General features: G+C 66.7%; 15 protein-coding genes and 1 pseudogene. 8 read left to right on the top strand and 8 right to left on the bottom strand.

From position 1 onward, the window contains the following. The 4 genes and pseudogenes from AC1DY5_RS23335 to AC1DY5_RS23320 all read right to left on the bottom strand — a co-directional run. A partial coding sequence (locus tag AC1DY5_RS23335; protein WP_478115191.1) for a hypothetical protein occupies nt 1–224 on the bottom strand: 224 nt, incomplete at its 3' end. Then, the gene (locus AC1DY5_RS23330) at nt 221–838 is read right to left on the bottom strand and encodes a YdeI/OmpD-associated family protein (protein ID WP_478115189.1); all 618 of its coding nucleotides are present in this window, start codon (nt 836–838) and stop codon (nt 221–223) included. The genes AC1DY5_RS23330 and AC1DY5_RS23335, both read right to left, overlap by 4 nt. A 388-nt stretch (nt 839–1,226) precedes the next feature. Further along, nucleotides 1,227–1,739 (bottom strand): CHRD domain-containing protein, encoded by a 513-nt coding sequence (locus AC1DY5_RS23325; RefSeq protein WP_478115188.1) that lies wholly within the window; start codon nt 1,737–1,739, stop codon nt 1,227–1,229. A gap of 143 nt (nt 1,740–1,882) precedes the next feature. After that, nucleotides 1,883–1,987, bottom strand: a pseudogene (locus AC1DY5_RS23320) (IS110 family transposase); the annotation flags it as partial. A 595-nt stretch (nt 1,988–2,582) separates the two neighbouring features. Between AC1DY5_RS23320 and AC1DY5_RS23315 the strand changes: the two are divergent. Continuing rightward, the gene (locus tag AC1DY5_RS23315) at nt 2,583–3,107 is read left to right on the top strand and encodes a winged helix-turn-helix domain-containing protein (RefSeq protein WP_478115186.1); all 525 of its coding nucleotides are present in this window, start codon (nt 2,583–2,585) and stop codon (nt 3,105–3,107) included. Further along, nucleotides 3,025–3,738, top strand: a complete 714-nt coding sequence (locus tag AC1DY5_RS23310; RefSeq protein WP_478115195.1) for an IS630 family transposase — start codon at nt 3,025–3,027, stop codon at nt 3,736–3,738. Before AC1DY5_RS23315 ends, AC1DY5_RS23310 begins: the two co-directional genes overlap by 83 nt. On the opposite strand, the gene argG is transcribed toward AC1DY5_RS23310, so the two are convergent. The 4 genes from argG to AC1DY5_RS23290 all read right to left on the bottom strand — a co-directional run bounded on the left by argG (nt 3,666) and on the right by AC1DY5_RS23290 (nt 6,451). Further along, nucleotides 3,666–5,003 (bottom strand): argininosuccinate synthase, encoded by a 1,338-nt coding sequence (gene argG / locus AC1DY5_RS23305; protein ID WP_478115184.1) that lies wholly within the window; start codon nt 5,001–5,003, stop codon nt 3,666–3,668. The two genes, AC1DY5_RS23310 and argG, sit on opposite strands and share 73 nt — an antisense overlap. 17 nt (nt 5,004–5,020) lie before the next feature. Beyond that, complete coding sequence (ppnP, locus tag AC1DY5_RS23300; RefSeq protein ID WP_478115182.1) at nt 5,021–5,344, bottom strand: pyrimidine/purine nucleoside phosphorylase; 324 nt, start codon at nt 5,342–5,344, stop codon at nt 5,021–5,023. A gap of 129 nt (nt 5,345–5,473) precedes the next feature. Further along, complete coding sequence (locus AC1DY5_RS23295) at nt 5,474–6,019, bottom strand: hypothetical protein (RefSeq protein ID WP_478115181.1); 546 nt, start codon at nt 6,017–6,019, stop codon at nt 5,474–5,476. A gap of 78 nt (nt 6,020–6,097) precedes the next feature. Next, nucleotides 6,098–6,451, bottom strand: a complete 354-nt coding sequence (locus tag AC1DY5_RS23290) for an ArsC family reductase (RefSeq protein WP_478115179.1) — start codon at nt 6,449–6,451, stop codon at nt 6,098–6,100. Between the two features lie 46 nt (nt 6,452–6,497). On the opposite strand from AC1DY5_RS23290, the gene folC reads away from it, so the two are divergent. From folC to AC1DY5_RS23260, 6 genes are all read left to right on the top strand, one after another. Then, nucleotides 6,498–7,793: a bifunctional tetrahydrofolate synthase/dihydrofolate synthase gene (folC, locus tag AC1DY5_RS23285; protein WP_478115178.1), complete on the top strand. Its 1,296-nt coding sequence runs from the start codon at nt 6,498–6,500 to the stop codon at nt 7,791–7,793. An 81-nt stretch (nt 7,794–7,874) separates the two neighbouring features. Continuing rightward, a complete protein-coding gene (locus tag AC1DY5_RS23280; RefSeq protein ID WP_478115176.1) occupies nt 7,875–8,753 on the top strand; it encodes an SPOR domain-containing protein in 879 nt (292 codons plus the stop codon). Between the two features lie 14 nt (nt 8,754–8,767). Further along, a complete protein-coding gene (locus AC1DY5_RS23275) occupies nt 8,768–9,253 on the top strand; it encodes a CvpA family protein (RefSeq protein ID WP_478115175.1) in 486 nt (161 codons plus the stop codon). 12 nt (nt 9,254–9,265) lie between these two features. Continuing rightward, nucleotides 9,266–10,765, top strand: coding sequence for an amidophosphoribosyltransferase (gene purF, locus AC1DY5_RS23270; protein ID WP_478115173.1), 1,500 nt, complete (start codon nt 9,266–9,268; stop codon nt 10,763–10,765). 10 nt (nt 10,766–10,775) lie between these two features. Beyond that, nucleotides 10,776–11,990 (top strand): O-succinylhomoserine sulfhydrylase, encoded by a 1,215-nt coding sequence (locus AC1DY5_RS23265; RefSeq protein ID WP_478115171.1) that lies wholly within the window; start codon nt 10,776–10,778, stop codon nt 11,988–11,990. Continuing rightward, on the top strand, nt 11,987–12,148 hold a 162-nt coding region (locus AC1DY5_RS23260; protein WP_478115193.1), incomplete at its 3' end, for a glutamate--tRNA ligase family protein. The genes AC1DY5_RS23265 and AC1DY5_RS23260, both read left to right, overlap by 4 nt.

The following is a 12,148-nucleotide window of genomic DNA, read 5'->3' as shown; positions in this document are numbered from 1 at the left end:
CCTCGAAGACGTCCCGTAGCGGAGGGCACACTTTGATGGCTGCAGCCTCCGCGTTCACGCCTTCGACGCCGAGGGCTTGTTGTCGCGCCCTGCGTCGATGAGGACGATGTCTTCCCGGTCCTCAGCTTCAAGTCTCGAAGAATGCCGGCAACCTTCTCCCGCTCGCTGTCCGAGAAGTACATGATGACCTTGATGGACTTCTCGGTTTGGCTGGCCTCGGTCATGCCTTGGCACTGGGCTTGAAGATGTGGATGGTCTCGCCGCGCGCTAGCATCTCCACCAGCTGGGCGATGCGCCTGGCGCGCGTCTCGGCCTTCACGGCCGTCTGTATGCGCCACAGTACCGCGTAGCGATTGGCCGCGTTGATCGTTGCAAAGAAGGCCTTGGCCCTCGGCTCGGCTTCCAGCGCCGCGAACAGGTCCTCGGGCACCGCGGACGTGCGCGCTCCGTCGTAGGCCTGCGTCCAGCGTCCGTCGGCCTTGGCGGCCTCGATCTGCGCGTAGCCCGGCGCCTGCATGCGGCCCGCCTCGATGAGCGCCGCGACCTTGTCGACGTTGATCTTCGACCAAGTGCTGCGCGCGCGCCGCGGCGTGAAGCGCTGGAGAAAGTGCTGGTCGTCGAGGCCCTTCTTCTGGCCGTCGATCCAGCCCCAACAGAGCGCGATCTCCACCGCCTCGGGGTAGGTGACGCTGGGTTCATTGGCGCCCCGCTTGGCGATCTTGAGCCAGAGGCCGTCGGAGGTGGCGTGATTCTTCTTCAGCCAGGTCTCGAAAGCCTTGGCGCTCTTGAACAAGGTCGGGGAGGAGTCGGGTTGGACGGCGGATTTGGCGGCGGGCATCGCATGGAGTGTGCCGCAAGAGAGCCAGCGCGGTTCACTGCACAGTGGCATGGGCCTTGGTGCATCGTCACGGCCTGGAAAGGCCGGCCTGGCCAGAGCCCGCGCGGCAATCGCGCAGCTCACACGACGCCGTTCGATCGCGCTACCCTGCGCGCCTGCGCCTCGGCATCCGGCCGCGATGCCAGCGAGGAGTCGGCCATGAACGGCTGGTCTTGGCCGGGACTGCCTGTTCGCCAAACTCGCCGATAGCAGCCCTTGGCTAACTGCGCAATCACGCCGAAGGTCAGCTGCCAAGCGCGGCCGCGAACTGGTGCTCGCGGCCAAAACCAGCGATCCGCCCATCCGCCCTGGGACACCTTCTAGCTGCAGTCGTCCGGCAATACCGAAACTATTGGCGGTTGGAGGCGCTGATCTGCCCGCGAATCTCGCCGCCCGGCGACAGGTTCGTGTGCACATTCGCGTAGGCGGCGCCAGCTCGCATGGCGGCGATCACCTCGCCGAGCTCACCGGCCGCGAGTTGCTGGCTTGCCGTGGCTCCGGCCACAACGTTGACGGCCGTGATCGTCCCGGTGAAGGTGCCGGACCCCGGGGTGCATGTCGGGGTCCCCGTCGGGCCAGGGCTCGTCGCCGTCTGGCAAAGCCAGATGACGATGCTGCCATTCACACTCGGCTGGGCCACGTGGATGTGGGCCTGTGTCACCGTCCCCTGCAGCCCGGTGTAGGTCAACTGGTAGTCGATGGACTGTTCGTCGCGGCTGATCATGCCCACGAACTCGCCGCTGGCGACTGTGGACACCACGGGCACCTCCTCGTAGCCAGTCAGCGTGGCTCGGATATGCTCAGCGCGGGCTGCGATGGGCGCGGTCAATACGACGGACAACACAATTGCAAGCTTGTTCATGTTCACTTTCTCCTTTCCCCGCGCCTCATTGATGCCTGCAGCTGGTTGGTATTGCTTAGGGCCGATGGTAGGTGGCGTCCGCCAGCTCCTCAAGTTGGCAGGCGCTATGAGTCGTCCCAAATGGATAGATTCCTCAAATGAGGCGCCTTCACAAGCCGCTCGCGTGCAGCCAGCCGCACCGCCCATCGGCTCACTGCATCGCTCTTGTCCTCGGCCGACTGCAGCACGGCGCGGGCTCCCAGGATCAGGTGCCCGGCTCACATTCTGGTCCTCCTCGTCGGTGAAACCCCAAGCCCTGGGCGGCATCGAATCTCCCCTGGCGCGAACGCCTCGGTAACGAGCCCCCATCCTTTGACGACTAGGTTTGAAGGATTCCCCGGGGCTGAAGTCTGCTCACGGCCATGAGCGGGCGATGAGGCCGCCCAGTCCGWGCTCAGGTCCTACCGGGGAGGGGACGTTGAGATCGAAGCGACGAAGGTTCGCGGTGTGAGGTCAAGCAGACGCACGCAGTTGTGCAGGTCGGCGGCGATGTCGATCCTGAGTCGGAGGCTTTGTTGGACTGTATGGTGCGTGTTGCGAGTGGGAAACATCCTATCCCGCACCGTTGGCGGCAACGACAGTCCGGCCGCACGCTTGGCGGCACCTGCAGCAATGCGGGCGACGTCAACAACGCGGGTTGGCTCATGGACGTCGCCTTTGCCAGAGGCCGCGCGCTCGAAGGCCGATCCGATGGCGTACCGCCGGGGCGAGCTGTCGAACCCGCACGGCCGCGAGTTCATTGATACCAGTTTGCGTTCAATAGATTAGATATGATGTCTATCCACGAACTTCAAGGCGTCGTGGATGAAGAGCTTGATCGTTGGGGATAAGCCGACTGTGATGCGCTTGGCAGAACGGCTCAAGCAAGCCGATAGCCATGCGCAGTACCAACGCATCCAGTGCGTGCTGATCAGGGCCACGCTGGGCAGCTCGGCCGCACAGATCGCGCAGTTGCTGGGTTGGTCAACGGCCACCGTGCATGTGATGCACTCTCGATGGGCCAAGGAGGGTGATGCCATCTTCGATCTTCGAGGCCGCGGTGGCAGGCACCACCAGCATTTGAGCGCGGAACAGGAGCAGGAGCTGCTGGCACCCTTCGTCGAGCGCGCACAGGCAGGCGGGATGTTGACGGTGGCCGAGATTCAACAGGCCTACCAGAAGCAACTCGGCAAGGTGGTGGCGCCCTCGACGATCTACCGGCTGCTTGACCGTCACGGCTGGCGCAAGGTCGTGCCCCGGCCCCGGCATCCCAAGGCGGACGTCGCGGCACAGGCCGCCTTTAAAAAAACTCCGCCGCCAGGTACGCCAAGAGGTCGTGCGCCAGGCTGAACAGGGTCGCGCGGTGCGGCTGATGTTCCAGGACGAGGGGCGATTCGGATTGCTGGGCACGCCGCGTCGCTGCTGGGCGCCGCACCACATGCGACCTGTCGTCGGCGCKCGCYTGGAGCGCAAGTACATCTACGCCTTCAGTGCCGTCAGCCCRCACGAYGGCGTGATGGACAGCCTCGTKCTGCCCTGGGTGAACGCCGAGACCATGTCGCTATTCCTGGCCGAGGTCGCCCARCGCCATGCCGAGGAATTCATCGTGATGGTCATGGACCAAGCTGGCTTGCATGTGGCGGGTCAACTCGCGGTGCCCGCCCACATGCGACTGATCTACCTGCCTCCGAACAGCCCCGAACTGAACCCAGCCGAGCATCTGTGGGAGGCGATTCGCGAGGACTGCTTTGCCAACTATGTCTTCGCCGACCTCGATGCTGTTGAACGCGCCCTCACGACAGGGCTCGTAGCGCTCGAATCAAATCACGAGCGGCGGCCCTTCGTGAAACACCGCGGAACCGGCTCTGCCGGGCCGCTGGTGTTGCCCCCGGCAGGGGGTGGGCGCCCCTATTCCTTTTCGTTTTTCAGTTGGGGCAGCGACGCGCCCTGGCTGCTCGACAGCAGTCCGGTCTGCGTATAGATCGCCAGCTTGTCCCGCGTGTCGATGATGTCGAGGTTGCGCATCGTCAACTGGCCGATGCGGTCCAGTGGCGTGAACGCGCCTTCGACCTTTTCCATGCTCAGCCGCTCGGGCTTGTAGGTGAGGTTGGGCGACTCGGTGTTGAGCAGCGAGTAGTCGTTGCCGCGGCGCAGCTCGACCGTGACCTCGCCGGTGATCGCGCGCGCCACCCAGCGCTGTGCCGTCTCGCGCAGCATGATGGCCTGCGGGTCGAACCAGCGGCCCTGGTAGAGCAGCCGGCCCAGGCGGCGGCCATGGTCGCGGTACTGCTCGATGGTGTCCTCGTTGTGGATGCCCGTGACCAGGCGCTCATAGGCGATGAACAGCAGCGCCAGGCCGGGGGCCTCATAGATGCCGCGGCTCTTGGCCTCGATGATGCGGTTTTCGATCTGGTCGCTCATGCCCAGGCCGTGGCGGCCGCCGATCCGGTTGGCCTCGAGGATCAAGTCGACCAGGCTCGCGTATTCGACGCCGTTGATCGCCACCGGGCGGCCTTCCTCGAAGCGCACGGTGACCTCTTCGCGCTTGACCTCGACCTCGTCCTTCCAGAAGGCGACGCCCATGATCGGCTGCACGATCTTCATGCCGCTGTTCAGGTGCTCGAGATCCTTGGCCTCGTGGGTGGCGCCGAGCATGTTCGAGTCGGTCGAATAGGCCTTCTCGGTCGACATCTTGTAGGCGAAGCCGGCCTTCTGCATGAACTCCGACATTTCCTTGCGGCCGCCGAGTTCGTCGATGAAGGTCTGGTCGAGCCAGGGCTTGTAGATCTTCAGCGCCGGGTTGGTCAGCAGGCCGTAGCGGTAGAAGCGCTCGATGTCGTTGCCCTTGTAGGTGCTGCCGTCACCCCAGATGTGGACGTCGTCTTCCTTCATGGCCGAGACCAGCATGGTGCCGGTGACCGCGCGCCCGAGCGGCGTGGTGTTGAAGTAGGTCAGGCCGGCCGTCGTGACATGGAAGGCCCCGGCCTGCAGCGCGGCGATGCCTTCGGCGGCCAGTTGCGTGCGGCAGTCGATCAGGCGCGCCTTCTCGGCGCCGTACTGCATGGCCTTGCGCGGGATCTCGTCGTAGTCGGGCTCGTCGGGCTGGCCGAGGTTGGCGGTGTAAGCGTAGGGAATCGCACCCTTGTTGCGCATCCAGTGCAGCGCGGCGCTGGTATCGAGGCCGCCCGAAAAGGCGATGCCGACCTTCTGGTCGGCGGGAACGTTCTGGAGGATGGTGGAGGACATGCGCGTAGGTTTCCGGTTCAGCCGAAGTGGCAGATGTAGCTGTAGGGCTCGCCGCTGACGCGGATCTGGAAGCTGGAGTTGCCCGGCACGCTGAATTTCTCGCCCGCGCCCGAGGCCACCCATTCGGTGCTGCCCGCGAGCAGATACTCGCATCGGCCGCCGGCGCCTTCCATGGTTTCCGGCGCGCCGGTGGTGAAGGTCAGTGTCGAGGGCAGGATCACGCCGACCGACTTCTTGCTGCCGTCGGCCAGCGTGAGGTTGTGGCTCACGCATTTGCCGTCGAAGTACACGTTGGCCTTGGTCGAGACCGTGGCGCTCTGGAGAGTTTCGGTTGTGCTCATGGGTAGAAAGGCCTGGCATTGCCTGCGTTTCGGCAAGCAAAAGGCGCGTTCTGAGGAAACGCGCCCGGTTGGGTTGGCAAAGCCATTGATTTTAGGCTTGCCGGCCGGCCTTCCTGCCCGAATCGGGGATCAGCGCCAACGGCCGTAGCCGCGCGAGTAGCCGAAGCCCAGCGAGATGCCGATCGGCGGGTAGGCGTAGGCGGGCGCCGGGTAGTACGCCGGTGCCGGGTAGTACACCGGTCCCGGCTGCACGTAGACCGGGGCCGGGGCATAGACCGCTGCCGGCGGCGCGTAGACCGGGGCCGGGGCACCGCCACCCGACACCACCAAGCCCGGCTCGGGAACGACGTTGCTCCAGTCCTGCTGCGGCGGCGGGGCGTCGACCGGGCCGGCGGCCATCTGAGGCTGCGGCGCCACCGGCGCCGGCGTGGCCAGGCCGTATTGGGTCGAATCGACCCAGATGCTGGCGCCGGGCGGGTTGCTGACGCGCGTGTTGTACTGGCGGCCCGCGTATTCGTAGGTCACGTTGTAGCGGATGCTGCCGTTCGATTCGGTCACCGGTGAACTCGTGATCACCCGTGCCTGTACCTGTTCGGCCTGGGCCAGCGTGCCGAAGCCGGCCAGTGCGGCCAGCAGCGACAAGACGGACGCGGTACGAAACCTTCTGTTGTTCATGTCAATGCTCCTGAATTCCCGGGGCGGGGCGCCCTCACAACCCAATTGGAGGCCTTTGGGCCTCTGGGGTTCCGGCGTTTACATAGCGAGGCTTGTCCACTCGGTGGCGTAGAATCCAGTTGTAACGTCACGCCCGACGCCCCAGTTGACCACCGGCCGCTTGATCAGGCTGGGGTTGGCCAGCAGCGCCGCGCGGGCCGAGGCGGTGTCGACCACCGAGGCGCGGGTGGCATCGTCCAGACGCCGCCAGGTGGTGCCGCGACGGTTGACCAGTGCCTCCCAGCCCGGTGCGGCGAGCCAGCGGTCGAGTTCGGCCTCGGGCACGCCGCTCTTCTTGAAGTCGTGAAAGCTGTAGGCGACGCCGTGGTCATCGAGCCAGGCGCGGGCGCGCTTGACGGTGTCGCAATTCGTTATGCCATAGAGGGTTGTCATCCGGCGATGATGCCCGCGGTGCCAGTCGGCGACAATTCCCGGCTCCATGAAAACCCTAGAAGACTGGCTGGCGCACGCCGAGCACCTGCATCCCAAGAACATCGAGCTCGGCCTGGACCGAGTCCGCGCCGTCGCTCAGCGTCTGGGCCTGGCCTTCGACTGCCCGGTCATCACGGTGGCCGGCACCAACGGCAAGGGATCGACCTGCGCCATGCTTGAGTCGATCCTGACGCATGCGGGCTACCGCGCCGCGGTGTTCACCTCGCCCCATCTGGTGCGTTTCGAGGAGCGCCTGCGGCTGTCCGGCGAGGCGGTCGACGGCGCCGTGCTGGCGCCTTTCTTCGAGCAGGTGGAACAGGGCCGAGGCGACATCGCGCTGACCTACTTCGAATTCACGACGCTGGCGATCCTGCTGTGCATCGCTGCAGCCAAGCCGGACGTCGCGATCCTCGAGGTCGGGCTGGGTGGCCGGCTCGATGCGGTCAACATCGTCGATGCCGACTGCGCGGTCATCACCAGCATCGACCTCGACCACATGGAGTTTCTCGGCCCCGACCGCGAGAGCATCGGTTTCGAGAAGGCCGGCGTGATGCGCGCCGGCCGGCCGGCGATCGTCAGCGACCCGGTGCCGCCGCAAAGCGTGGTCGACCACGCGGAAGCCATCGGCGCCGATCTCTGGCGCGTCGGCCGCGATTTCAACGTGATGGGCGACCAGCAGCAGTGGGGCTGGAGCGGCCGCGGCCGGCGCTACAGCGGGCTGGCCTATCCGGCGCTGCGCGGCGCCAACCAGCTGATCAATGCGGCCGGCGTGCTTGCGGCACTGGAGTCGCTGCGGCAACGGCTGCCGATCACGGCCCAGGCGGTGCGCAACGGGCTGGCGATGGTCGAATTGCCCGGCCGCTTCCAGATCGTCCCGGGCGAGCCGGCGCTGGTGCTGGACGTGGCCCACAATCCGCACGCGGTGGCCGCGCTGGCCGAGAACCTCGACGCCATGGGCTTCTATCCGACCACGCACGCGGTCTTCGGCGTCATGGCCGACAAGGACGTGGCGCCGATGTTCGCCCGCATCGGGCCGATGATCGACCGCTGGTACTTCACCGACCTGCCGACCGCGCGGGCCGCCAGAGCCGACGACCTGATCGTTCGCTGGCAGGCCCAGAACAAGCGCAAGGACGTCTCGGCCAGCGTTCACGGCAACCCCATGGAAGCGCTCCAGGCCGCCATCGATCGCGCGGACCCCGCTGATAGAATCGTAGTCTTCGGATCGTTCTTCACCGTGGGTGGTGTGCTCGAGCACGGAACACCCCGTCTGGGCGCCAGGCACCTGTCTCCCGGCTCCTGAAACAGCCAGATCCCAGCGCTTTCTCCTCCCGTTCCTTCCCGTTTCAACCGCACGCTGCACCCCCTCAGGAAAACGAATTTCATGGCGTTCTTCAAGTTCCGCACCCGCGGTCCTCAAGGCAACGAAGGGCGAAGCACCGTCGCCGCCGCACCGGCGGAGAGCATCGAGGCGATGCGCCGCCGGGCACGCCACCGGCTGCTGGGCGCCGCGGTCCTGGTACTGATCGGCGTGATCGGTTTTCCGCTGCTGTTCGACACCCAGCCGCGGCCGATCTCGGTCGACATCCCGATCGAGATTCCCGACCGCAACAAGGCCAAGCCGCTGACGCTGCCGACGCCCCCGGCGCCGGCCGCTCCCAGCCCCGACAAGCCGGCTGCCGGCAAGCCGGCGGCCGCCGCGCCCGCCTCCTCGGGCGGCGGCATGATCACCGAGGCTGCCGACGGCAGCGAGATTCCCGAGGGCAAGATGGCCTCGTCGGTGCCGGCGGCCGAACCCGCACCTGCACCCGAGAGCAAGCCGGCCGCCAAGCCCGAGCCGAAACCCGAACCGAAGCCGAAGGCCGAGGCCAGACCCGAGCCCAAGGCGGAGCCCAAGCCCGAACCCAAGCCGGAACCCAAGCCTGCGGCGCCGAAGACCGCTTCCAGCGATGAAGCCGCCCGCGCCCGGGCGCTGCTCGAGGGCAAGCCGACCGTCGTGGCGGCTGCCGCTGCCGCCAAGCCGGCCGACGAGAACGGCCGCTTCGTGATCCAGGTCGGTGCCTTCGCCGATGCGGACAAGGCACGCGAAGTGCGTCAGAAGCTTGAAAAGGCCGGGCTCAAGACCTATACCAGCGTTGCGAAGACGGCCGAGGGCGAGCGCACACGGGTGCGCGTCGGCCCGTTTGCCAGCCGGGCCGAGGCTGACCGCGCTGCGGCCAAGGTCAAGGGCTTGTCTTTGTCGGCCGCCGTCCTCAACTTGTAGGCTCGCGGACCGACGTGGCCACGCTCGACTGGATCGCCGTCGCGCTGCTCGTGGTGTCGCTGCTTTTGGGGCTGGTGCGTGGACTGGTGTTCGAGGTGATTTCGCTGGCGGGCTGGGTGGTGGCCTTCGTGGTCGCCCAGTGGCTGGCCGAGGATGTGGGGCGCTGGCTGCCGGTTGGCGACCCGGCCGCGAGCTGGCGCTATGCCGCCGGCTTCGTGCTGGTGTTCGTCGGCGTGGCATTCAGCGTCGGGATGCTGGCGGCGCTGACCCGCAAGCTGATCGCGGCGATCGGGCTGCGGCCGGTGGACCGGATCCTCGGCGGCGTCTTCGGTGTGGCGCGCGGCGCGGTGGCGATGCTGGCGGTCGCTGTGTGTATTCATTTGCTGGCGTTGAGCGACAGTGCCTGGTGGCACGGATCGCGCAGCGCCATTGTTCTTGATGCGGCATTGCAGGGCCTGAAACCCGCGCTGCCCGATAAGTTGGCAAGCTACCTGCCCTGAGAGGATCGCTTCATGTGTGGAATCGTCGGCGTTGTCAGTAACGCTCCCGTCAATCAACTGCTCTACGACGCCTTGCTGCTGCTGCAGCACCGCGGCCAGGATGCCGCTGGCATCGTGACGCTGCTGGCGCGCAAGTTCTTCATGCACAAGGCCAAGGGCATGGTGCGCGATGTCTTCCGCACGCGCAACATGCGCGGCCTGCCGGGCAACGTCGGCCTGGGCCAGGTGCGTTACCCGACCGCCGGCAACGCCTACAGCGAGGAAGAGGCGCAGCCCTTCTACGTCAACGCGCCGTTCGGCATCGTGCTGGTGCACAACGGCAACCTGACCAATGCACACGCGCTGCGGGCCGAGCTGTTCTCCACCGACCACCGCCATACCAATACCGAGAGCGATTCCGAAGTGCTGCTCAACGTGCTGGCCCACGAGCTCGACCGGGCCACCCGCGGCGGCCTGCTCAATTCGGCCACCTTGTTCGAGGCGGTGCGCAACACCCAGCGCCGCCTGCGCGGCTCCTACGCGGTGGTGGCGCTGATCGCCGGCCATGGCCTGCTGGCCTTCCGCGATCCTTATGGCATCCGTCCGCTGGCGATGGGCCGAAGCGCCGACGGCACCGTGATGGTGGCCAGCGAGTCGGTCGCGCTCGAGGGCTCGGGCCATGTGTTCGAGCGCAACATCGCGCCCGGCGAGGCGGTCTTCATCGACCTGCAGGGCCAGGTGCATGCCGAGCAGTGTGCCGACTCGCCGACGCTCAAGCCCTGCATCTTCGAGTTCGTCTACCTGGCACGTCCCGACTCGGTGCTGGACGGCATCTCGGTCTACCAGGCCCGCCTGAACCTCGGCGAGACGCTGGCCAAGCGCGTGGTCTCGACCGTGCCGCCGAGCGACATCGACGTGATCATTCCGATCCCCGAATCGAGCCGGCCGAGCGCGACGCAGCTGGCGCACCTGCTGGGCATTCCGTACCGCGAAGGCTTCGTCAAGAACCGCTATGTCGGCCGCACCTTCATCATGCCGGGGCAGGGCGTGCGCAAGAAGTCGGTGCGCCAGAAGCTCAACGTGATCGCCAGCGAATTCAAGGGTCGCAACGTGCTGCTGGTCGACGACTCGATCGTCCGCGGCACCACCAGCCGTGAGATCGTGCAAATGGCGCGCGACGCCGGTGCCCGCAAGGTGTACCTGGCCAGCGCGGCGCCGCCGGTGCGCTATCCCAACGTCTACGGCATCGACATGCCGACCAAGGACGAGCTTGTGGCGCACGACCGCACAGTCGAGGAAATTCGCGAACTGATCGGCTGCGACGCGCTGATCTACCAGGACGTCGACGCGATGAAGCGCGCCATCGGTTCGCTGAACCCGAAGCTCGACGGCTTCGATGCCTCGTGCTTCGACGGCATCTACGTGACCGGCGACATCGACACCGAAGCCATCTCGCGCATGAACGGCAACCGGCCGCGCATCGAGGAGAACGAGGAAGACTCGTCGCGCCTCGCGCTGCCCAACCTTAGCTGAAGGATCCCGCGTGACCGATCGATCCCTGCCTCCGGGGCTGCACCGCGACACGCTCGCGGTGCGCACCGCGCTCGAGCGAAGCCAGTACGGCGAAAACTCCGAAGCGCTGTTCCTCACCAGCAGCTTCGTGCAGCCCGATGCCGAGACCTCGGCGCGCCGCTTCGCCGGCACCGAGGAAGGTTTCACCTACACCCGCACCTCGAACCCGACGGTGGCGAGCTTCGAACGGCGCCTGGCCGCGCTCGAAGGCACCGAGGCCGCGATCGGCGCCTCCAGCGGCATGGGCGCGATCCTCATGATGTGCATGGGCCTGCTGCGCGCCGGCGACCACGTGTTGTGCTCGCGCTCGGTGTTCGGCTCGACCTTGAACCTGATCGGCCGCGAGTTCGGCAAGTTCGGCGTCGAGACCACTTTCGTCTCGCAGACCGACGTCGCCGAATGGCAGGCGGCGATCCGTCCGACCACTAAGCTGCTGTTCGCCGAGACGCCGACCAACCCGCTGACCGATGTCTGCGACATCCGCGCGCTGGCCGATCTCGCGCATGGCGCGGGCGCGCTGCTGGCGGTCGACAACTGCTTCTGCTCGCCGGCGCTGCAGCGGCCGACCGAGCTCGGCGCCGACCTCGTCATCCACTCGGGCACCAAGTACCTCGAAGGGCAGGGCCGCGTGCTGGCCGGCGCCATCTGCGGATCGTCCAAGCTGATCAACGACGTGTTCGGTCCGGTGGTGCGCACCGCGGGCATGGCGCTTTCGCCGTTCAACGCCTGGGTCGTGCTCAAGGGCCTCGAGACGCTGGGCATCCGCATGCAGGCGCATTGCGCCGGCGCGATGGCGCTCGCGCAGTGGCTCGAGACGCAACCGGGCGTGGCACGCGTGTACTACCCGGGCCTGGCCTCGCATCCTCAGCATGAACTGGCGATGCGCCAGCAGTCCGGGCTCGGCGGCGCGGTGGTGTCCTTCGACGTCGAGGGCGCGGGCGCCGAAGCGGCGCGCGCCAACGCCTTCCACGTGATCGACAGCACGCGCGTGCTGAGCATCACGGCCAACCTCGGCGACACCAAGACCACCATCACCCATCCGGCGACCACCTCGCACGGGCGCCTCACCGAAGTGCAGCGGCAGGCCGCCGGCATCGGCCAGGGCCTGATCCGCGTCGCGGTCGGACTGGACCATATCGACGACATCAAGGCCGACTTGCTGCGCGGCCTGAGCACCCTGGCATGACACAGAAGACCCGCACCCGTTTCGCACCGTCCCCGACCGGCTTCATCCACCTTGGCAACATCCGCTCGGCCCTGTATCCGTGGGCCTTCGCGCGCTCGACCGGCGGCGACTTCATCCTGCGCATCGAGGACACCGACGTCGAGCGCTCGACCCAGGCC

The organism is Variovorax sp. P4_D9 (assembly GCF_056401695.1).
This window is presented reverse-complemented; position numbering and strand designations above follow the sequence as displayed.

Excerpts from the sequence above, each read along its gene's own strand:
- AC1DY5_RS23315 (WP_478115186.1), top strand. The coding sequence starts at position 2,583 with ATGAAGAGCTTGATCGTTGGGGATAAGCCGACTGTGATGCGCTTGGCA.
- folC (WP_478115178.1), top strand. The coding sequence starts at position 6,498 with ATGAAAACCCTAGAAGACTGGCTGGCGCACGCCGAGCACCTGCATCCC.
- AC1DY5_RS23330 (WP_478115189.1), bottom strand. The coding sequence starts at position 838 with ATGCCCGCCGCCAAATCCGCCGTCCAACCCGACTCCTCCCCGACCTTG.
- AC1DY5_RS23325 (WP_478115188.1), bottom strand. The coding sequence starts at position 1,739 with ATGAACAAGCTTGCAATTGTGTTGTCCGTCGTATTGACCGCGCCCATC.
- AC1DY5_RS23295 (WP_478115181.1), bottom strand. The coding sequence starts at position 6,019 with ATGAACAACAGAAGGTTTCGTACCGCGTCCGTCTTGTCGCTGCTGGCC.
- argG (WP_478115184.1), bottom strand. The coding sequence starts at position 5,003 with ATGTCCTCCACCATCCTCCAGAACGTTCCCGCCGACCAGAAGGTCGGC.
- AC1DY5_RS23290 (WP_478115179.1), bottom strand. The coding sequence starts at position 6,451 with ATGACAACCCTCTATGGCATAACGAATTGCGACACCGTCAAGCGCGCC.
- ppnP (WP_478115182.1), bottom strand. The coding sequence starts at position 5,344 with ATGAGCACAACCGAAACTCTCCAGAGCGCCACGGTCTCGACCAAGGCC.
- AC1DY5_RS23280 (WP_478115176.1), top strand. The coding sequence starts at position 7,875 with ATGGCGTTCTTCAAGTTCCGCACCCGCGGTCCTCAAGGCAACGAAGGG.
- purF (WP_478115173.1), top strand. The coding sequence starts at position 9,266 with ATGTGTGGAATCGTCGGCGTTGTCAGTAACGCTCCCGTCAATCAACTG.